Source organism: Segatella sinensis, from assembly GCF_040095255.1.
In the GTDB taxonomy this organism is placed as follows: domain Bacteria; phylum Bacteroidota; class Bacteroidia; order Bacteroidales; family Bacteroidaceae; genus Prevotella; species Prevotella sinensis.
The window spans coordinates 51,441-72,962 of the sequence record NZ_JBBNGE010000015.1 but is presented as its reverse complement, the minus strand read 5'-3'; the positions used below and the strand labels follow the sequence as shown (position 1 = coordinate 72,962).

At 50.6% G+C, this 21,522-nt stretch carries 15 protein-coding genes; 11 read left to right on the top strand and 4 right to left on the bottom strand.

Going from position 1 to position 21,522, the window contains the following annotated elements; all coding sequences use genetic code 11:
- Positions 1-87: 87 nt before the first annotated feature.
- The 4 genes from AAAT87_RS06270 to AAAT87_RS06255 all read left to right on the top strand — a co-directional run bounded on the left by AAAT87_RS06270 (position 88) and on the right by AAAT87_RS06255 (position 2,900).
- Complete coding sequence (locus tag AAAT87_RS06270) at positions 88-1,179, top strand: CHC2 zinc finger domain-containing protein (RefSeq protein WP_349225942.1); 1,092 nt, start codon at positions 88-90, stop codon at positions 1,177-1,179.
- Between the two features lie 51 nt (positions 1,180-1,230).
- On the top strand, positions 1,231-1,458 hold the full coding sequence (locus AAAT87_RS06265; RefSeq protein ID WP_295025464.1) for a DUF4248 domain-containing protein: 228 nt from the start codon (positions 1,231-1,233) through the stop codon (positions 1,456-1,458).
- Between the two features lie 249 nt (positions 1,459-1,707).
- Positions 1,708-1,896, top strand: coding sequence for a hypothetical protein (locus AAAT87_RS06260; RefSeq protein WP_203049512.1), 189 nt, complete (start codon positions 1,708-1,710; stop codon positions 1,894-1,896).
- 371 nt (positions 1,897-2,267) lie between these two features.
- Complete coding sequence (locus AAAT87_RS06255) at positions 2,268-2,900, top strand: HU family DNA-binding protein (RefSeq protein ID WP_296972776.1); 633 nt, start codon at positions 2,268-2,270, stop codon at positions 2,898-2,900.
- A gap of 124 nt (positions 2,901-3,024) precedes the next feature.
- Here AAAT87_RS06255 and AAAT87_RS06250 read toward each other — a convergent pair whose 3' ends face one another.
- Positions 3,025-4,920, bottom strand: a complete 1,896-nt coding sequence (locus AAAT87_RS06250; RefSeq protein WP_349225941.1) for an SLC13 family permease — start codon at positions 4,918-4,920, stop codon at positions 3,025-3,027.
- Between the two features lie 197 nt (positions 4,921-5,117).
- Between AAAT87_RS06250 and AAAT87_RS06245 the strand changes: the two genes are divergently transcribed.
- Both AAAT87_RS06245 and AAAT87_RS06240 read left to right on the top strand, forming a co-directional pair.
- On the top strand, positions 5,118-6,446 hold the full coding sequence (locus tag AAAT87_RS06245; RefSeq protein WP_349225940.1) for an inositol-3-phosphate synthase: 1,329 nt from the start codon (positions 5,118-5,120) through the stop codon (positions 6,444-6,446).
- Between the two features lie 260 nt (positions 6,447-6,706).
- Positions 6,707-7,192 carry a low molecular weight protein-tyrosine-phosphatase gene (locus AAAT87_RS06240; protein ID WP_296971495.1) on the top strand — a complete coding sequence of 162 codons (486 nt, stop codon included), beginning with the start codon at positions 6,707-6,709 and terminating at the stop codon, positions 7,190-7,192.
- Between the two features lie 104 nt (positions 7,193-7,296).
- Here AAAT87_RS06240 and mnmA read toward each other — a convergent pair whose 3' ends face one another.
- Entirely contained in the window at positions 7,297-8,424 is a 1,128-nt protein-coding gene (gene mnmA, locus AAAT87_RS06235; RefSeq protein WP_118311775.1) for a tRNA 2-thiouridine(34) synthase MnmA, read from the bottom strand.
- A 377-nt stretch (positions 8,425-8,801) separates the two neighbouring features.
- On the opposite strand from mnmA, the gene AAAT87_RS06230 reads away from it, so the two are divergent.
- The 3 genes from AAAT87_RS06230 (at position 8,802) to AAAT87_RS06220 (ending at position 12,988) form a co-directional block, all read left to right on the top strand.
- Positions 8,802-10,490, top strand: a complete 1,689-nt coding sequence (locus AAAT87_RS06230) for a putative transporter (RefSeq protein WP_298532291.1) — start codon at positions 8,802-8,804, stop codon at positions 10,488-10,490.
- A gap of 9 nt (positions 10,491-10,499) precedes the next feature.
- Positions 10,500-11,954 carry a threonine/serine exporter family protein gene (locus AAAT87_RS06225; RefSeq protein WP_296971499.1) on the top strand — a complete coding sequence of 485 codons (1,455 nt, stop codon included), beginning with the start codon at positions 10,500-10,502 and terminating at the stop codon, positions 11,952-11,954.
- Between the two features lie 122 nt (positions 11,955-12,076).
- Positions 12,077-12,988 carry a LysR family transcriptional regulator gene (locus tag AAAT87_RS06220; RefSeq protein WP_153089821.1) on the top strand — a complete coding sequence of 304 codons (912 nt, stop codon included), beginning with the start codon at positions 12,077-12,079 and terminating at the stop codon, positions 12,986-12,988.
- Positions 12,989-13,184: 196 nt separating this feature from the next.
- Here AAAT87_RS06220 and AAAT87_RS06215 read toward each other — a convergent pair whose 3' ends face one another.
- Positions 13,185-14,063, bottom strand: coding sequence for a DMT family transporter (locus AAAT87_RS06215; protein WP_349225939.1), 879 nt, complete (start codon positions 14,061-14,063; stop codon positions 13,185-13,187).
- Positions 14,064-14,361: 298 nt separating this feature from the next.
- Between AAAT87_RS06215 and AAAT87_RS06210 the strand changes: the two genes are divergently transcribed.
- Together AAAT87_RS06210 and AAAT87_RS06205 are read left to right on the top strand one after the other, a co-directional pair.
- Positions 14,362-15,231: an aldose 1-epimerase family protein gene (locus AAAT87_RS06210; RefSeq protein ID WP_295024793.1), complete on the top strand. Its 870-nt coding sequence runs from the start codon at positions 14,362-14,364 to the stop codon at positions 15,229-15,231.
- Positions 15,232-15,368: 137 nt separating this feature from the next.
- Entirely contained in the window at positions 15,369-17,348 is a 1,980-nt protein-coding gene (locus AAAT87_RS06205; RefSeq protein ID WP_349225938.1) for an OPT family oligopeptide transporter, read from the top strand.
- A gap of 89 nt (positions 17,349-17,437) precedes the next feature.
- On the opposite strand, the gene AAAT87_RS06200 is transcribed toward AAAT87_RS06205, so the two are convergent.
- Entirely contained in the window at positions 17,438-21,433 is a 3,996-nt protein-coding gene (locus AAAT87_RS06200) for a two-component regulator propeller domain-containing protein (protein WP_349225937.1), read from the bottom strand.
- Between the last annotated feature and the right edge of the window lie 89 nt (positions 21,434-21,522).

The following is a 21,522-nucleotide window of genomic DNA, read 5'->3' as shown; positions in this document are numbered from 1 at the left end:
GGAATATGTACAATAAAAGAATTTTGGTCGTTTTACAAGTAAATTCTCACGAAACCCTATAGGTTGCGGATTTGAGGTTGAACATAAATGAATTTAGATTTAGTTTTTATGGAGAAATATGAGATTCAGAAGCTGCGCGACCTACCTATTGAGGGGGTCGCCGAGCAGCTGGGGATGGTGGTGAAGCGGCACAAGGCACTCTGCCCTTTTCACGCCGACCACCATGCCAGCCTCTCGTTCAACACGAAGAAGAACAGCTGCCGCTGCTATGTTTGCATGGGGGATTCCGTGGGCACCATCGACCTGGTGATGAAATACCTGGGGAAGGATTTCCTCTCGGCCTGCCGATGGCTTGCCAAGGTGAATGGGGTTTATCTAGAAGATTCGCACTCGAAGGTGGTTCCTTCCTCTTCGCCCGCCTCCCTATCCTCTTCCTCCTCGGGTGCATCTTCGGAAACATCCTCGGAAGATTCTCTGGATGCCTCCCTATCCTCTTCCTTCGATGCCGGGAAGTATGCGAGATTCTTTGAGCATCCCTGGCTCAACGGGGCGGCTAGGAGATTCCTTTTCGAGGAAAGAAGGATTGATGAGAGAGTGGCGAGATGGTGCAGATTGACGTCGTGGACGGATAGAAAGGGCGTGAACTGGCTGCAGATTCCCTACTTCGACATGGAGGGGAAGCTGATCGGGATTCAAAACCGAAATCTGGATTATAAGAAGAATCAAGAGAAGAATGTGGATTCAAAGGGTTCTTCAAGCCCAGAGGGTTCTTCAAGTTCGGAGGATTCGAAGGATACTGAGGATTCAAAGGATGCTCCTCGCTTCCGCTTTCCTTATGGTGCCCGATGCAGCATCTATAATCTTCCCGTGGTGAAGATGCTGAAGCCGGGCGAGAAGCTTTTCATTACGGAGGGATGCAGCGACTGCTGGGCGATGCTATCTGCCGGGCACAAGGCGATAGCCATTCCTTCTGCCACGCTATTGAAGCCGGAAGATAAGAAATGGCTGGTAGAGATGGGAGAACTGCTCCACACGGAGTGGCACATGTTTCCCGATAGGGATGCGCCGGGCGAAAGCCTCTTCATGCAGCTCAAGGAGATTCTGCCCCAGCTGGTGCACCACCAGTTGCCACCAGGATGCAAGGATTTCAGCGAGTATTATCTGAAAGAGAAAAAATAGAGTTAAGTAATTCCTTAAGCAAATAGAAGGATTATAATAAATTGAAGGATTATGATGATAGAAGATTTCAAGATTCGTACGTACACCAAGAAGGAACTTGCCTTGATGTACTTTCCCGAGAGTTACCCACGTACAGCCGTCAACCATCTGATGGCTTGGATTCGCCGCTGCGACCCTCTATGGGAGAAACTCCTGAAAATGGGATACTGCAAGACGAGCAAATCGTTTTCGCCTAAACAGGTGAAGGCCATCGTTGATTATCTGGGAGAACCGGGATAGGGTTTAGAGTTGAGAGTTTAAAGTTGATAGTTTAAAATTATTAGCTTAAAATGTGCCGCCATCGCACGGCATCAGCCACCATCGCACAACTGATGGTGGCTGTTTTTGTATCTTTGCATCGTGATTCAGAAAGCGCTAAAAATCACTTTCCTAGTTGGAGAAAAATATTTCTCCAGTTGGAAAAATGAAAAAAGGCTTCTGGGGGAAAGACCGGATTGCTAGTATTAACATTTTAAAATCGTATTGCTTATGAAAGAGAACATGAAGGCATTCATCAAGTATCTCATCGTGGCCGTATGCTCTGCCATCGTCACCTTCCTTACCAGTTCGTGTACGGCGGGTCTCGTAATCGGGAAGAACCAGCGGCAGCAGCAGGAGAACAACATCTCGACAAGGGCCGACTCTTCGCACTTCGTGCCTACCATTACTATCCGGTGAAGATGGTTTGCAAATTTAGTGCAGGAGAAAACAGTATTCCTGTTTGCTGCGGATTTCAAATCCGCAGGGTCTCAATAGGTTAGGACATTTTTTGACGGCGGATTGCAAATCCGCCGGGACGCCTAGCGGAGGACAGAACGCCTAGCGGAGGACGGTATCTCATCGTGGCCGTATGCTCTGCCATCGTCACCTTCCTTACCAGTTCGTGTACGGCGGGACTCGTGATTGGGAAGAACCAGCGGCAGCAGCAGGAGAACAACATCTCGACAAGGGCCGACTCTTCGCACTTCGTGCCTACTATTACTATTAGATAGTTTAGAGTTAAAAGTTTATAGTTTACAGAGTATTAACAATTTAAAATTCAAAGTATTATGGCAATTAATCTGAAAGCAAAGGAAACCCTCATCCAGGTGGGTGAGTTGAAAGGTAAGTATCGTTTCGTGCTCAGTACCGAGCTTTACAGCAAGCTCCCGGAGAGCAAGGTGATCAAGGAGGCGGCTCTGAGAAGTGGCGTGAGCCGTGGCGTGATGCAGGCGTGCTGGGATGCAGCCGGCGAGGTAATCAAGGCGTGGTCAACCGAAGGCCACTCCGTAGCTATCCCAGGTCTGGGAACCATGCGATTCGGCGTGCGCGCCAAGAGTGTGGCTACCGTGGGTGAGGTGGCAGGCAGCCTCATCACCGCCCGCCGAGTGATCTTCACTCCGAACGTGGATATCAAGGATGAGCTGCAGAGAACTCCTATACAGATTACCTGCATCGACCGCAACGGCAAGGTGGTGAAGAACGTTACCTCGGGCGACAGCGGTGACGTGGAAGACCCTGACAAGGACCCAAACGGCGGCGGCACTAACCCTGGCGGCACCGGAAACGGCGATAACCCTGGCGGCGGTTCACAGTCAGGAAATACCGAGGGAGGTAATACCCAAGGCGGTAATACAGAGGGCGGCAAGACCGATACCGGCGATACCGGCTCCGAAGGCGGTGGAGATGATGTAAGCCTGTAACCGAACATCTTAGGATTACAAATCTCATTTTCCCATTCCACTCTCGATTTTCTGTTAAGTCTTTATACGCAGAATCCCCAATCCCAAGGCTCCATTGCGAGCCCCGGATTGGGGATTTTTATCATTAATAAGGAAATAGCAGCGGCAGGACGAAGGTCATCACCACGCCGATGATGATCTGCAACGGCAAACCAACCTTTACATAATCCATAAACGTGTAGCCACCCGCCTTCATCACCAGCGCATTAGGCGGAGTGGAGAACGGAGAGGCGAAGCACATGCTGGCTCCCAGCGTTACCGCGAAAAGGAAGGAGTATGGACTCACCCCCACCTGCTGGGCTGCCACCAGGGCAATAGGCGCCATGAGAACCGCCGTGGCGGTATTGCTGACAAACATCGTCATGAACGAGGTGGTGAAGTAGATGCCCGCCAGGAGAGCTGTAGGGCCCATCGATCCCAGGCTATCCACCAGCCCCTGAGATACCAATGCCGAAGCACCCGTCTTCTCCAGCGCCGTTGACATCGGCATCATGGCGGCTATCAGCACGATGCTCTCCCAGTTGATGGTCTTGTAGGCAGCCTCCACGTTGCGGAAACATCCGGCAAAGACGGTGAGCAGTCCGGCGATGATGACCGCCGTAACCGGAGCCACCGGGATGAAATCGAACACCATCATAGCTATCATCAGCAGCATGATGGCTGCAGCCACAGGCGCCTTGTAATCCAGCAGAACCTTGTCGGCAGCCTTTTCCGGCTGATCCAGCACCACCCAGTTGGTAGTATCGGCAGTAAGATGCGTCAGGTTGGTCCATTCGCCCTGCACCAGCAGCATGTCGCCCACGTGCAGCTTGGCGGCTATCAGATTGTCCGTGATGTATTCGTTGCCGCTTCTGCCACCCTCAGAAGAAGAGGAGCCTCCGCCTCGCTTCACACCCAGCACGTTGATGCCGAATCGCTTGCGCAGGTTGGCCTCGCCGATGCGCAGACCAGCGAAGTTGGAGGTAGGCATCACAACGATTTCCGTCAGTCCCAGGTCGTAGAAATCAATCTTCACGTCCTTCATCCTCCTCAGTCCGTAATTCTGGGCAAAGCGCTGCATCTTCTGCTCGTCACCTATTATATATAGTATGTCGTGCTCCTGAATGGTACTGCTGCTCTTCGCCATGTTCTGGTTTACGTCCTGCACCAGTCCGAGTCTCGATTTCTTCTCGTTTCTAATCTCGATGATACTCACTCCGTATTTCTTCTGGATGCTGAGTTCCTTCAGGGTCTTTCCCACGATGTTCATCGGCTCGCCGTTTTCATCCTTGGCGGCAGAAGTCCGGTTGCTTGGCACGATGTAGCGATGCAGATTGTCGAGCAGCCGGTATTCATCCACCAGGTCGTCGAGCGACTTGGTTTTCTTCTTCTTTCCGCTCTGTTTCCTGCTGAGGAAGAGTTTGCTGAGCGGCATGAGCACGATGATGCCGATGGCGATGACGATGATGCCCACGGGGAAGAAGGAGAAGAAGGCGAGCGGCTTGAATCCCGACTCGGTAAGCACCTCGTCGATAACCAGGTTGGGCGGCGTACCGATGAGTGTGAGCATTCCGCCCAGGCTTCCGGCGAAGGCGAGCGGCATGAGGAAGCGCGACGACTGCATGCCCGAACCTGCTGCCAGGCTCATGATGATAGGCATCATGAGGGCCACCGTTCCGGTATTGCTCACGAAGGCTCCGATAAAGGAGGTTACGAGCATCACCAGCAGGAAGGTGATGGTTTCGTTGCCGCGCGAGAGTGCCATCAGTTTATTGCCCGTCAGCTTGGCGAGACCAGTCTGCATGATGGCTCCACCCACCACGAAGAGGCCGATCATCATGACGACGATGGGCGAAGAGAAACCAGCCAGAGCTTCGGCTGGCGTAAGAATTCCGAAAACCAGGAGTGCTGCCAGGGCTGTGAGCGCCACGATATCTGCTCTCACCTTGCCCCAAATAAACATGGCAACCGTAATGATCAAGATAATAAGCGTTATTGTCATGCTATAAAAACTTTGATTTTAAAAAATATGATGCAAAGATACTTACTTTATTTCGCTTTTTTTACCTCTAAAATGCTAATTTTTCTAAAAATATGGCAGATTATTGGTGAAAAACTGCACTTTATTCATCAGTTTTCAGTACCTTTGCCCTCAAATCAATCAATCAAATAAAAAGAAGACTTAATAATTCATTAGAAATGAAACAGAACAATGTAAAACCAGCTGATGGCAAGCTGGGTATTATGGTTGTAGGTTGTGGTGCAGTATCTACTACATTCATGACAGGTGTGCTGATGGCCCGTAAGGGACTTACCAAGCCAGTAGGCTCAATGACCCAGTACGACAAGATTCGCGTGGGCAAGGGCGCAGACAAGAAGTATCTGCACTACAAGGACATCGTTCCTCTTGCCGACCTCAACGACATCGTATTCGGCACCTGGGATGTCTATCCTCAGAATGCCTATCAGGCAGCCATGTATGCCGAGGTTTTGAAGGAGAAGGACATCAACCCTGTGCGCAAGGAGCTGGAGCAGATTGTTCCGATGAAGGCTGCATTCGACAAGAACTACGCCAAGCGCCTGGACGGCGACAACGTGAAGGACTGCAAGACCCGCTGGGAGATGGTAGAGGCGCTACGCCAGGACATCCGCGAATTCAAGGAGAAGAACGGCTGCTCACGCATCGTGGTAGCATGGGCTGCATCTACAGAAATATACGTACCTGTGGATATGGAGATTCACGGCACCCTGGCAGCTCTCGAGGCTGCGATGAAGGCTGACGACCGCCAGCACATCGCTCCATCCATGTGCTACGCCTACGCTGCCCTTACCGAGGGTGCTCCTTTCATCATGGGTGCTCCTAACACAACAGTTGACATTCCAGCCATGTGGGAACTCGCAGAGAAGACCCAGATGCCTATCGCAGGCAAGGACTTCAAGACCGGTCAGACCCTGGTGAAGAGTGGTTTCGCTCCTATCATCGGCACCCGATGCCTCGGTTTGAACGGATGGTTCTCTACCAACATTCTGGGCAACCGCGACGGTCTCGTTCTCGATGAGCCAGCCAACTTCCACACCAAGGAGGTGAGCAAGCTCTCTACCCTGGAGACTATCCTGAAGCCAGAGGAGCAGCCAGACCTCTATGGCCACGGCAACGACGAGGACACCCAGTATTATCATAAGGTACGCATCAACTATTATCCACCTCGCAACGACAACAAGGAGGGCTGGGACAACATCGACATCTTCGGCTGGATGGGTTACCCAATGCAGATCAAGATCAACTTCCTCTGCCGCGACTCTATCCTTGCTGCACCATTGCTGCTCGACCTCTGCCTGCTGAGCGACCTTGCATCCCGTGCCGGCCGTTACGGCATCCAGCGCTTCCTGAGCTTCTTCCTCAAGGCGCCAATGCACGACTACACCAAGGGCGAAGAGGCAGTAAATAACCTCTACCAGCAGTACACGATGCTGAAGAACGCCATCCGCGAAATGGGTGGTTACGAGGCTGACGAGGAAATCGACTAAGATTTTTCCGATAAAGGACTGAAGTGGATGATTTCACCCACACGCCCTGTAAGGGCAAAAGCTTCATTACCAATACTTTAAAGCTTTTGCCCTTACAGGGCGTATGTTTATAACACCGAACAACCCAGGGCGTTGCCCTGGGCTAGGAGCTTCTGCCCTTTCAGGGCGTGTGGAGCTTACTTGCAAGGGATGGAGCATACTTTCAGAGCATATGGAGCTTACTTGCAAATATTGACAAACATTTAATAAATATCAGAAGAATGACAAAGAAAGGTAAACATACCGTATTATTCATTTGCCTGGGCAACATCTGCCGCTCGCCTGCCGGGGAGGGCATTATGAAGAGCCTGGTAGAAAAAGCAGGGTTGCAGGATGAGTTTGAAATCGATTCTGCAGGAATCGGAAACTGGCACGTAGGTCAGCTGCCCGACAGCCGCATGAGAAAATGCGGAGCCGAGCATGGCTACAATTTCAACAGTCACGCCCGCCAGTTCCAGAAGTCAGATTTCGGGAGATTCGAAACCATCGTAGTAATGGATAACGAGAACTACCGCGCCATCACCTCCATGGCTTCCTGCCAGGCTGACAAGGACAAGGTGGTGCGCATGGCAGATTTTCTGACCCACCATCGTGAATACACCACCGTGCCCGATCCATACTACGGCGACTACAGCGACTTCGAGCTCGTTATCACGCTCCTGGAAGATGCCTGCCAGGGATTGCTGAACAATCTCGTAGAAGAATAACAAAAAAGAGGATGTGCCATAACTCTATGCCACATCCTCGTTTTCGTTTCTTCATAGATTTTATTCATCGGATTACGCTGAATAACAATTCCACCTTATTATATTTATACAGTAATTTCCCCCGAACCATAGCAGCGATGATGATTCTCATCATACACCACGCAGAACTGGCCGGGAGCCACGCCGTGGATCGCCTCTTCTGAATGTATCATCCAGCGGCCATCTTCGAGTTTTTCGATAGTGGCTGGATGATACTCCGGCGTATGGCGAATCTTGAACGTTACTTTCTGCATCGCCACCTCGCGGGTGAGGAAATGGAAATCCTGAAGCGGGAAATCCTTCTTGTACGCCGTCTGAGGGTCGTAGCCGTGACTCACGTAGAGAATGTTCTTCTCCACATCCTTCTTGATTACGAACCAAGGACCGCCGCCGAAGCCCAGCCCCTTGCGCTGGCCGATGGTATGGAACCACAAGCCCTTATGGGTGCCGATTCGCTTGCCTGTCTCCATCTCTATCACGTCGCCCGGTTTCTCGCCCAGGTATCGGCGGATGTAATCGTTATAGTTGATCTGTCCCAGGAAGCAAATTCCTTGACTATCCTTGCGCTTGGCATTAATGAGATGTTCCTCTTCTGCTATCTCACGAATTTCATTCTTGATGTGATGACCGATAGGGAAAATCGCTTTTCGTAATTGCCAACTCTCTATCTGAGCCAGAAAATCGGTCTGATCCTTTACGGGGTCAGGACTCGTAACGAGCCATTTATCGCCGTTTTCATCCGTTTCGGTCTGCGCATAATGACCTGTAGCGATGAGGTCGTAGTTGTGGCCCATCTTCTCATCGAAGGCACCAAACTTGATGAGCCTGTTGCACATCACATCAGGGTTCGGGGTGAATCCAGCCTTCACCTTATCCATGGTGTAGCGAGTCACCTCGTTCCAGTATTCCTGATGGCAGTCAATTACCTGCAGCTTGCAGCCATACTTGCGTGCCACGGCAGTAGCCATCTCCAGGTCTTCCTCTGAAGAGCAGTCCCATTCCTCCTTTTCTTCCGGTCCTATCTTGATATAGAAGCAGTCAGGGTGCAGGCCCAGTCGGGCAAACTCCCACACCACTACCGAACTATCCACGCCGCCCGAAAGCAGCACGGCCACCCGCTTGTCCTTTACCTCAGCAAGGAAGAGCTCGTCTCTGGTCTCCAGTTCCTTCTCTCTTGGAGTATCCGTTATCATCTTATTGTTATTATCCATTGTCTATTCGCTATTATTCATTTGTGAAGGCAAAGTTACAACAAATTCTGCGAAAAGCCGCCATCTTATGCCGAAAAATCTCATATTTCGTCTAAATGTTTTCTCTTGCGCTACATTCTCTCCTTTATCCGCTCCTCCTTCTATCGAAATTTTCAATAGCATGAATCGGCTTATTCCAACATCAATTCTTTTTTGCTTTCGATTTTATCCATACCTTTGCAATCGAAATTCAGCGAAATGCGGTTATAGTAAAAATCCATAACAGGCATTAGAGAAAGCAGAAATAGCGTGAATGTTACAGCAACTATCGCTAATAAAGAAAAAATAGTTATAACGGAAATCAATTTAAATATAAGAACATGGATATCTTAAAAAATCTGTTTTATGGCTTCCCTGATCTGTGGGGAGGCGGAGTAGCCCACTCCGTGCTGATCCTGGCGCTGGTCATCACCCTGGGCTTGAGTTTAGGAAAGTTGAGAGTAAAGGGAGTCTCTCTCGGATTGGCATGGATTCTTTTCATCGGCCTCATCTTCGGTCACTTCTCTCTCAATCTCGATGAGCATCTGCTCCACTTCCTCAAGGAGTTCGGATTGATTCTCTTCGTCTATTCCATCGGTCTGGAGGTAGGACCAGGTTTCTTCGCTTCGTTCAAGAACGGCGGCAAGAGCCTCAACCTACTCAGCATCATCGTGGTAGCGTTGAGTATCGTCACCACCCTCGCCATCTTCTCGTTCTCGGGAACATCCATCACTTCTATGGCTGGTATTCTCTCGGGTGCCGTTACCAACACCCCGGGACTCGGTGCTGCCCAGCAGGCATTCAGCGACCTGCGCCACATCGACGCCCCTTCTATCGCAGCCGGCTACGCCATCGCCTACCCAATGGGTGTGCTCGGCGTTATCCTCTCCTTTATTATATTAAGGTATGCGCTGCGTATCAACAAGAGCGAGGAGGAAGCTGCTGCCAAGCGCGGTATGGGACACCTCGAGGCGATGACCCTGAACACCTTCTCTGTAAAGGTGACCAACCAGATGGTATTCGGCGACACCATCAAGCAGATGAGAGAAATACTGAAGCGCGACTTCATGGTTTCCAAGATTATCCGCAAAGATAGCGACAAGCACGATGAGGTGGTAAACGGACAGACCAAGATCAACGAGGGCGACATCCTGCAGATTGTAGCCAACCCTACCGTAGAAGAGCCAGTCATCGCCCTGCTCGGCGAGAAGGTTCAGGTGAGCGAGGAGAAATTCGGCGAAGACCTGATTACCCGCCGCATCCGCATCACCAAGCCAGGCATCAACGGCAAGAGCATCAGCCAGCTGCAGATCCGTTCAAACCTCGGTGCCAATATTACCAGAGTAAACCGCAACGGTGTGGATCTGATTGCCACTCCACATCTGAAGCTGCAGCTGGGCGACCGTGTTACCGTGGTGGGTACCGAGCTTGCCATCGCCCATACCGAGAAAGTATTGGGTAACCAGATGAAGCGCCTCAACTACCCTAACCTGATTCCTATCTTCTTGGGCATCATGCTGGGTTGCATCGTGGCAAACATCCCATTCTTCATCCCTGGCATCAACGAGAACCTGCGCCTCGGTTTGACCGGCGGCCCTCTGGTAGTTGCAATCCTGATAGGTTACTTCGGTCCGAAGTACAACCTCGTTACCTACAACACCATTTCAGCCAACCTGATGCTCCGCGAAATAGGCATCTGCATCTTCCTGGCTTGCGTGGGACTGGGCACCGGCGAACAGTTTATCCAGACCGTGGCTTCAGAAAGCGGAATGACATGGATTCTCTACGGCGTTGCCATCACCATGATTCCAATTCTGGTGGGAGGCATCATCGGAAGATACGTGTTCCACATCAACTATTACACATTGCTCGGTGTATTGGCAGGCGCCAACACCAACCCATCTGCCCTGGCTTACGTACGTGAGCAGACATCGGCAGATGCACCATCTGTGGGCTATGCGAATGTTTATCCATTTGCCATGTTCCTCAGAATCGTAACCATTCAGATTATCATTTTCGTATTCGGATAAATAAAATATATGGAAGAAAAAAACATGAAGACCTGCGACTGCGCAGAAAAAGGCATTGACAACTGCAAGGAAATAGCAGAAACAGAACTGAGAAGAAAACTCGACTTGTTGTTACGCACCGGCAGCATCCTTATGGAGAGTGCTGCCGACACATCGCGCATCATGCGAACGATGAAGCGTGCTGCAGCTTTCCTCGGACTCGACGAACGCTACATGCACCTCTACATCAACTGGAATGTGCTGATGGTGAACTATAGCGACGAGGCGCATTCCTTCTCCAAATTCCAGCGTTGCGAGAAGCACGGCATCAACCTTACCTCCATTTCGATGGTAAGCAAGCTCACCTGGACAGCCATCAAGGACAACTATTCGCTCGAACAGTATGAGCAGGCCCTGAACGACATCAAGGCCACTCCACGCAGCTTCACCCCATGGCAGGTGGCTATAGGCGGCGGATTTGCCTGCGGCGGATTCTGCATCCAGTTCGGTTGCGACTGGCCAGCATTCTTCTTCTGTTCCCTGGCAGCCATCCTGGGCTTCCGCCTGAGAATGTTCCTGCCTACCAAGGGCTGCAACAACTATGTAGCCATCGGTATTTCGGCATTCGTGGCAACGCTGATTGCGTGGCTCACCTCGTTCCTTTCGCTCAACCCATCCATCGCAGCCGCCCTTCCGGGCTTCATGCATTCAGATACCCCTTGGCACCCGTTGATGGCGTGCGCCCTCTTCATCGTGCCGGGAGTTCCGCTGATCAACTTCGTGAGCGACATGCTCGACGGCTACATCGAGGTGGGAATGGTTCGTGCCCTGAACACCCTGCTGATGATCTTTGCCATGGCATTCGGCATTGCCTTTGCCATCCAGGTTTGCCACATCGACAACTTCGTGAAGGATCTTACGATGACTCCTCACCACGAATACTGGGAGTTCGCCATTGCGGCAGCCGTATCGGCGATGGGCTTCTCTACCATCTTCAGCATTCCTAGACGCCTGTTGCCAGTTGTGGCTGTGGGCGGTATCATCGCCGTTTGCTTCCGCAACTTCGTCAACCTGGGTCCATCCAATGGCAACATCGGTCTCGACATGGGCTTGAGCATCGGTTCGCTTGCCGGTTCTGCGCTCATCAGCGTCATCGTCATCAAGGCCCGCCACTGGTTCCACACCCCTCACCAGTGCATCACCATTCCTAGCGTCATCCCTATGGTACCTGGAGTTTTGATGTATCGTGCCCTGTTTGCCTTCATCGACATGCACGGCGTGGTAGGCGAGGTAACCGTGGGTATGAACAACCTGATCAAGGCTTCGCTCGCCATCATCTGCATCGCCCTGGGTGTTGCCATTCCAAATGTATTCTTCCGCCGCTTCATCGCCGACAACCGCAAGCGCCGACTCCTCAACATGCTGGTGGAGAGAAAGAAGAAGAATGGCGAATTCGTGGATCTGCACGAGGTGGAAATCAAGTAAGATTGTTTTTCATCTCTCACAGATTACAGGATTTATCTGATTATTTTGCCCGAAAGCAGAGCTAATTAAAATAAAAGTTTTATCTTTGCACGCGCAATTATAAGACTAGTGAAAAAAGGAAAATGGAAATACGACAACTTAAATATTTTCTGAAGGTAGCCGAGACGCTCAATTTTTCGGAGGCATCGCGCAAGCTCTACATCACGCAGAGTACCCTCTCGCAGCAGATTTCGCATCTGGAACAGGAAATAGGCTTGCCGCTCTTCGAACGTAACTCGCACGAGGTTTATCTCACCGAGGCAGGAAAGGAGCTTCTTCCCTATGCCCAGAATGCCGTAAACTGCACCATGGCATGCGTTGACCACATGAACGACCTGAAGGAGATGCTCACCGGCGAACTGAACATCGGCGTCACCTACTCCTTCAGCAACATCATGGCAGAAACGCTCATCGCCTTCCTCCATGCTTATCCTCACGTGAAGCTGAACATCCAGTACCGTTCGATGCAGGAGCTGATGGATGGATTGAAGAAGCGTGAGCTCGACCTTGTGCTTGCCTTCAAGCCAATCAAGACAGACAAGGCGATTGACAGCCGTGCCATCTTCAGCAACCGTCTGGCGGCAATCGTGAACGAGAACCATCCCCTGGCACGTCTTTCATCCATCAGGCTCTCAGAGCTGGAGCGCTACGACCTCATCCTTCCATGCAAGGGGCTGCAGGCCCGCAACGCCTTCGATTACCTGATAGAGGGCAAGGATCTCGACTTCAAGATCATGGTAGAAGTGAATAATGTGAACATCATCTTCGACCTCTTGCATCGCAGCAATCTGGTAACGGTACTTTCTGAATCCACCACCATCCTGGAAAAAGGCATGAGAGCGATTCCGATTGATGCTGCCGACAACGAGATGGATGGCTGCATCCACATCCTGAAGGATGCCTACATGAAGAACTCGGCGCAGGAGTTCATCCGTATGCTGAGCCAGAGCACCAGCATCCTCGCCAACTTTGCGCTCAAGGATATTCTGAGATAGAATCGGGAAAGGATAGAAAGCTTTTGCCTTTTCAGGGCGTACCGAGCTAAAAAACAAAGGCATGCTGAGCACAAGAATAAAATGAAATAAAGGGAAGATTGTAATTCAATCTAAAAAGGCTGTCTCCGACTTGATTGCGGAGGCAGCCTTCATTTTTTTCTAATAAAAGTTCTTGCTCTTTAAAATTGAGAATGCATTATTTCTTTCGGGCGATAATGATGGTTACACCAGCCAGGATAGCAAGGATGCCGATGGCAAGCTGGAAGGAGAAACTCTCGCCGAAGATAGAGACGCCGATGATAACTGCCGTTACAGGCTCCAACGCTCCCATGATGGCAGCAGGAGTACTGCCGATGAGATTGATGGAAATCGTCATGAAGAAGAGCGACAGTACCGTTGGCAACAACGCCAGCTGGACAGCATAGAGCCAATGCATAGGAGTCTGCAGCATCTGAATCTTCTCGCCTGCAATAAACGAATAGATGAACATCGTGATGAGTCCGAACAACAGGATGTAAAAGGTGAACTTGATGTTCGACATTCCCGGATTCTTCCATTGGTTCACGGAGATGATGTAGAGCGCATAGAGCAGGGAAGAACACATCACCAGCGCAAAACCAGCCGTGCTCAACTTATCGTTTCCATCGCCCTGATAGAGCAAGCCCACACCCGAAACTGCCAGGAGGATAGCCAGGGTGGTGGACCACGTCACCTTCTCATGGAAGAATACCGTCATCAGTATCGCCGTCATGATCGGATAGACAAAGAGGATGGTACTGGCAATACCTGCCGCCATATAGTGGAAACTCACATAGAGCGTGGCAGAAGAAAGAGAGAACATGCAACCCAGCGTAGCGAGTCGGATCAAGTGTCCCCACTTTACCTTGAAACTCTCCTTGCGGAACAGCATCACCACGGCAAACATCGCCACAGCCAGGAGATAGCGGTAGATGAGTACCGAACTGGAATTGAATCCATCCCCATAAAGTTCCAACGTACCCAAAGGATTGGTACCATAACACACGGCGGCTATAACACCCGCCGCAAAGCCTTTCACTTTATTACTGCTTGTCATTGAACTAAAAATGCTTTTTTTATTTTACGAAGTTTTTTCTTATACCTCATTATATAATATCATTTCTTTCGAGAATCTATTCTGAGAATCAATATCGAGAATCTATTCTGAGAAATTATTTCGAGCTGCAAAAGTACGGCATTTTTTCGAGATAAACTAACAAAATCGTATAAATCTCTTGCCATCTTTGAGAAAATCAGCCCGATTCTTGCTCTTTATCAAAATAAATCGTATCTTTGCAAAGATTATGTAGCAAAGCAGAAATCAATATGATACTAAACAATAAACATTTGTAACTATGGAACAAATTAAAAACGATCAGCTCACCGTTGAAATTTCAGCGCACGGAGCAGAACTCAAAAGCATCAAGGATGCTGATGGTAACGAATATCTCTGGGATGGCGACAAGGAATTCTGGGGCGGACAGTCTCCTCTCCTTTTCCCTATCGTTGGCGGATTGTGGAAGGGCGTTTACCGCATCGGCGACAAGGAATACACCCTGCCACGTCACGGCTTCGGCAAACTCGTAGATTTCAAGCTCGTAGGCAAGACCGGTGATCGCCTTACCTTCGCCCTCATCGACAACGAGGAGACTTTCAAGAACTATCCATTCCACTTCAACCTCGCCGTTTCCTATCGCCTTGCCGGCAACGAACTCCACATTATCTGGCACGTTGAGAATACCGACGACAAGGTAATCTACTTCCAGATTGGCGGTCACCCTGCATTCAAGGTACCAGGCTGCAAGAAGGGAGAGAAGCTGAAGGCTTTCCTCAAGCTCGACAACGAGGCTCCAACCCGCCTCTTCGCTACCATCGGAGGCTGCATCGACCCTAACGCACGCGAGACTGTTCAGACCGACAACGGTATCCTGGAGGTAACAGACGAATCATTCGCAGACGATGCCTACATCTTCGACAAGAGTCAGGTAAAGCAGATTTCCCTGCTCAACGAGAAAGGCGAACCACACGTAACCGTAGAGTTCAAGACTCCAGCCGTAGGTGTCTGGAATCCGGGCAACCACGCTCCATTCGTCTGCATCGAACCTTGGTTCGGTACCTGCGACTGGGCAGAATACACCGGCGAGTTCAAGGATAAGTATATGATGAACAGCCTGCAGCCAGGTGCCAGCTTCATGAGTGAATACATCATCAGAATCGAAAAATAATATAAACATTGAACTTTGAGCTTGGAACTTTGAACTTTATGATTAGTTTTCCTGCTGCAATTTAGGTCTATTTTCTAAAAAGTAGGGCATTTCATAAAGTTCAAAGCTCAATGTTCAAAGTTCAAAGTAAATAAACTATGGAAGAAAAAGATAATTTGCAGCTCCCCGAGAACGCATTCCGCGAACTCAAGGATGGGGAGGAATACAAGCCGCTGATGTCGCCAGACAAGGTTTATCCCGAGGTAAACGGATGGTCGGTGACTTGGGGTATCGTGATGGCCGTCATCTTCTCTGCCGCCGCAGCCTATCTGGGCTTGAAGGTGGGTCAGGTGTTCGAGGCAGCCATCCCAATCGCCATCATCGCCGTGGGCGTAAGTACTGCCACCAAGCGAAGCAAGGCGCTGGGCGAGAATGTCATCATCCAGAGCATCGGAGCCTGCTCGGGTGCCGTAGTGGCAGGAGCCATCTTCACCCTGCCAGCCATCTACATCCTGCAGGCTAAATATCCCGAAATGACAACTTCGTTTATGAAGATATTCATGGCTTCTGCCCTGGGAGGAGTCTCGGGAATTCTTTTCCTGATACCTTTCCGCAAGTACTTCGTAAGCGACATGCACGGAAAATATCCGTTCCCTGAAGCTACAGCCACCACGCAGGTGCTGGTGAGCGGAGCTAAGGGAGGTGACCAGGCTAAGCCCCTGCTCATCGCCGGACTGGTGGGTGGTCTTTACGACTTCATCGTAGCCAGTTTGGGATGGTGGAACGAGAACTTCACTTCCCGTGTGGTAAGTCTGGGATGCGACCTTGCCGACAAGGCGAAGCTCGTTTTCAAGGTGAACACAGGTGCAGCCGTATTGGGATTGGGTTACATCATCGGATTGAAATACGCATTCTTCACCTGCCTGGGTTCGCTCGTGGTATGGTGGCTGATTGTACCAGGCATGAGTGTCATCTTCCACGACAGCGTGCTGAGCGCCTGGGATCCCAGCATCGTAAAGACCGTGGGTGCGATGAGTCCGGAGGAAATCTTCCGTGCCTACGCGCGCAGTATCGGTATCGGCGGTATCGCCATGGCAGGTATCATCGGCATCATCAAGAGCTGGGGCATCATCAAGAGCGCCGTAGGACTTGCCGCCAAGGAGCTGAAGGGCAAGAGCGATGTGGATGAGAACGTGAAGCGTACCCAGCGCGACATCTCTTTCAAGATTATCGCCATCGGATCGCTCGTCACCATCCTCATCACCTTCCTCTTCTTCTGGTTTGGTGTGATGGATGGCAATCTGCTCTTCGCCGTCATCGCCATCCTGCTGGTGGCAGCCATCGCCTTCCTCTTCACCACCGTGGCAGCCAATGCCATCGCCATCGTGGGTTCCAACCCTGTATCGGGAATGACCCTGATGACGCTCATCTTCGCCTCTGTGGTGATGGTGGCTGTAGGCTTGCGAGGTCCTGGCGGAATGCTTGCCGCCCTGATTATGGGTGGTGTGGTTTGCACCGCTCTCTCTGTGGCAGGTTCGTTCATTACCGACCTGAAGATTGGTTACTGGCTGGGTACTACGCCTAAGAAGCAGGAGGGATGGAAGTTCCTCGGCACCCTGGTGAGTGCGGCTACCGTGGGCGGTGTGATGATGCTGCTCAACGAGACCTACGGATTCGCTTCCGGCTCTCTGGCTGCACCTCAGGCGAATGCGATGGCTGCGGTCATCGACCCGCTGATGAATGGTGTGGGTGCACCTTGGATTCTCTACGGCATCGGAGCCGTGATTGCCATCGTGCTTACCTACTTCAAGATTCCAGCCCTGGCTTTTGCCCTGGGTATGTTTATTCCATTGGAGCTGAACGTTCCGCTGCTGGTAGGTGGTGCCATCAACTGGTATGTTACTTCGCGCAGCAAGGATGCCAAGGTGAATGCGGAGCGTGGCGAGAAGGGTACGCTCATCGCCAGCGGTTTCATTGCCGGTGGAGCCTTGATGGGTGTGCTCAGCGCCCTGCTGAAGTTTGGCGGCATTGAGGCCAGCATCGCAGACAGCTGGTGGGTTAACCCAATGTCAGAGGTCTGCTCGCTCATCGCCTACATCTGCCTGATCGGCTTCTTCATCAGAGCCTCCAAAAAATAATCTGATTCTAAAAAAAATAATCTGATTAAAAAGAATAAAAACAAAAAGAGGGTGTGTCAAAAGTCCAAGACACACCCTCTTTTTCTTTTTTATCCCATTTCAGCAAATTCGGCAGGTTTCATGCCAAACTGCTTCTGGAAACATTTTGTGAAATAGCTAGGACTGCTGAAGCCCACCATGTAGCTCACTTCGCTGATGCGATAGTGCTTCTCACGCAGAAGGCGAGCAGCCTTCTTGAGCCTGATTACCTGAATCATCTCGTTAGGCGTAACATCAGCCAAACCGCGAATCTTGTTAAACAGCGAGCTTCGGCTCATTCCCAACCGGGCTGCCAGGAACGCCACGTTCATCTCCGGATTCGAGAGATTCTCCTCTATCACCTTCTCCATCTGCACCAGGAAATCATTATCAATCTTGGTTGGCGCAATCTCCTGGATAGGTTCCAGCGGCGTATGCGAAAACTTGCTCTTCAGCAGCCTGCGCATCTCTATCAGATGGTTCACACTCGCCTCCAGATACTTCATCGAAAAAGGCTTTTCGATAAAGATGTCGGCTCCGCAATTCATACCTTCTGCCTTGCTGGCATCATCGGTCTTTGCCGTGAGCATAATGAATGGCAGATGACTGGTCTTCGGATTCGTTCTTACACTACGGCAGAACTCCGGGCCATCCATTTCCGGCATCATCCAGTCGCTCACTATCAGCGTTACATCACATTTGTTCAGAATGCGCAGCGCCTGCTTGCCGTCTTCTGCCGTCAGCACCCGATACGTCTTGGCGAAATGTGCTTGCACGAAGTTCCTCATGTCCTCGTCATCATCCACTATCAGCATCGTAGGACGATAACCCTTCTGGGCATCTTTCGCATTCTCTGCGGTTGATGCATCTTCAGGATTTCCGTCTGCTTCCATCACCGTTTCAGCCTCCTCTGAGATAGGATTCTTCAAGGCATCCTCTTCCTTCTCTACCACGGCATCTTCCTGGTTAACAGGCAGGGTGACGATAAACGTGGCGCCCTTTCCTTCTTCCGATTTCACCTCAACCATTCCGTGATGAGCCTCCACCAGATTCTTCACGATGTTGAGTCCGATACCGGTTCCCGGCTTGTTGTCGTGAGCCTGATAGAAGGCGGCAAAAATCTTCTGCTGTTCGTCAGGACTGATTCCCATGCCATTATCCTCTACCGAGATGATGAAATGCTCGCCGTCTTCGGCAAGTCGGCACGAGAGATGCACGTAATCACGGGTGTACTTGGTGGCGTTGGTCATCAGATTACTGATTACCTTGGTAATCGCCTCGCTATCGATGATTGCCGAAAAATCGTCGGCAGGATAATCCACCTCCAGTCGGGCTCCCTTCTGCTGCAGGGTTGGCTCGAACCGTTCTGCCACCGCATGCATCAGCTTGGAAATATTCTGCAATCGGAAGTGAACCTGCAGTCCCTTCTGCTGCACCTTGTTGAAATCGAGCAACTGGTTGACAAGCGTCAGGAGTCGCTGGGCATTTCTGTCTATCACGTTCAGGGTCTGGTTCATCGCCTCACCATCCTTCACACTCTCGCTGATCTTCTGCCATTGCTCCTTCAGGTTCTCCAGCGGTCCGATGATCAGCGTAACCGGAGTACGGATTTCGTGGGCAATCATGGTGAAGAACTGCAGTCTGGCATCACGCATCTCCTGCTCCTGCTTCACCTCCAGTTGGTCGAGTTCCTCCTGATGGCGGCGCTTCTCTCTCTTCACCCTCGACTGGGTGTAGAACCAGATGAGCCAGCCGATAACCAGCAGATACAGAATCTTGGCAGGTAACGACCACCAGAAAGGCGGATGCACCACAATCTTGAGCTTCGCTTCATTCTGCGACCACACGCCGTCGTTATTGGCAGCCTTCACTCGGAACGTATAGGTTCCGGCTGGCAGATTGGTGTAGGTAGCACGATGCTCGCTCGTAGTAACCCAGTCCTTGTCGAATCCATCGAGCATGTAGGAATAGAGGTTCTTCTCCGGAGAAACATAACTCAAAGCCGCAAACGAGAGATTGATCATATTCTCATCATACGAGAGATCCAGCTGCTCGATGTGGTTCAGCGACTCCGGCAATTTCTCGGACCCCACTTCCACGTGTTTATTGAAAAGCTCGAGAGAGGTGATTGCCACCGGAGGCACCACGTGATTGATCTTTACCTGATAAGGATAGAAGGTATTGAATCCCTGCGTAGTACCCAGATACACTCTGCCGTCAGAAGCCAAAAGGCGGGCATTCGGCATAAACTGGTCGCAGGTGAGTCCGTCATAACGGTTGAACAGCAGCGTAGGTTCTCCGGGAATCCACTTGATGAGTCCCTTGTCAGAAGAGAGCCACATCTCATCCTGATTGATGATGATGGATGCAAAATCCTGACTAGGCGCATCGATGGCGATGCGGCGGAAGGAATCTGAGGATGGCTGATACTCGCACAATCCCATATTCGTAGCCACGAGAAGTCTGCCCTTGGAATCTTCCTGCACGCAGTTTACCTGATTGCTGCAGATAGAAGTGGTGTCATTCGCATCATTCAGATACTGCTTCCAGGTCTTGTTCCTCCGGTAGCACCAGAGTCCATTTCCCTGAGTAGCAAACCAGATGTTGCCCTTCTTATCTTCCTTGATGTCGATGGTAAGGCTATTGAATGATTTCACCATTCGGAATGCCTGATTGGTTTCATCCAGCATACAGGCTCCGCTCATGGAAGTAGCCCAGAGCTGGCGCCTGCTGTCTCTGAACAGGCAATAGCAGCTGCCGCTCAAGGCTTCATCTAAAGCAGGAAAAGGCTTCAGCGCCCCGGAAGACAGACTCATCCTGAAAACTCCGTTGCCATAAGTTCCTATCCAGAGATCATCCCCTTCAGCCAGCAATCCGTGTACATTATACCGTGCTATTGCCTGCTTGCCGGGGAAATCAACAAAGCCATCCGTTGCCGGATCAAAGCAATCCACTCCCGCATCATCGGTAGCAACCCAAATGCGATGTCGGGCATCCTCGGCAAATCTTCCTACCACATTACCTTTCTGTCCGCCAACTCCGGCTGAATGCATCTCGAATCGGTTTCTCATGGTAGGAGAAGGAATGTAACTTACTCCGCCATAGAAGGTTCCTATCCAGATGCCGCCCTCCTCATCCGAAGTGATGCTATACACGAATCGCTCGGCAGAACTGCGGCTCGGATTATCCACTTCCGAAACCATTCGCCAACTGCGTTTCTGGATATCGTATTCCACCAATCCATCATCGCTACCAATCAGCACGTTGATATTCCGGTCGTTATAGAGCTTATGGATGTGATGCACGGAATTGCTTACCGAGGCATTGATCAGCTGGGTGGTAGTACCATCGGTATCCACCTGAAACAACCCATCGTTCCAGGTTCCCACCAGAATGCTTCCATCCGAATTAGCGAGCATGGCTATTCCATAGAGCCGGGATGCATCTCCCTTTAAAGGTACCATCGCAAAGCTGTCATTCGCCTTATTGAGTCGGACAAGTGATGATGGAAGATGATTGCAGAGTGCCCACACTTGGTTGTTGACATCCACCAGGGTAGCCACTACTTCTCCCTTGCTTCCCTTAATCTGATAATTTCGACATTCATGGTTTATGAGATTGTATCTGAAGAGTCCCTGTCCTTGAGTAGAAACCCACACATTTCGATTTCCATCAATAGAAAAAGAAGTAATGGTGGAAGTTATCTTATCGCTTAATTTCTGAAACTGTTCGGTTTTAAAGTTAAAGAGGAAGGCACCCTTGGAAGTACCCACCAGCAGCCCTTCATCGCAGGCTTCCAGCGCACTTACATACTGGTCGAACTTCATTTGCAGGTTATAGAAATTCTGCACCTGATAGCCATCATACCGACAGAGACCGTTATCGGTACCAAACCAGATGAATCCATTCTTATCCTGCACGATGTTTCTCACGGCATTGCTCGGCAATCCCGTGTTCATCGTGATGGTACGCACTTGCGGCTCCCTCACCGCATTCCTGCTCCAGGCAGAAGCAGGCGTCATCGCCATCAGAAAGACGGCAGCTAGGATTGTTATGATCTTTCTCATTGTTCTTGTCTTTTCGATTATTGGTGCAAAATTACAAAATTATATTCAAAAGAAAGAGTTCTTAGAAAAGAAAATGACAAGAGATTAAC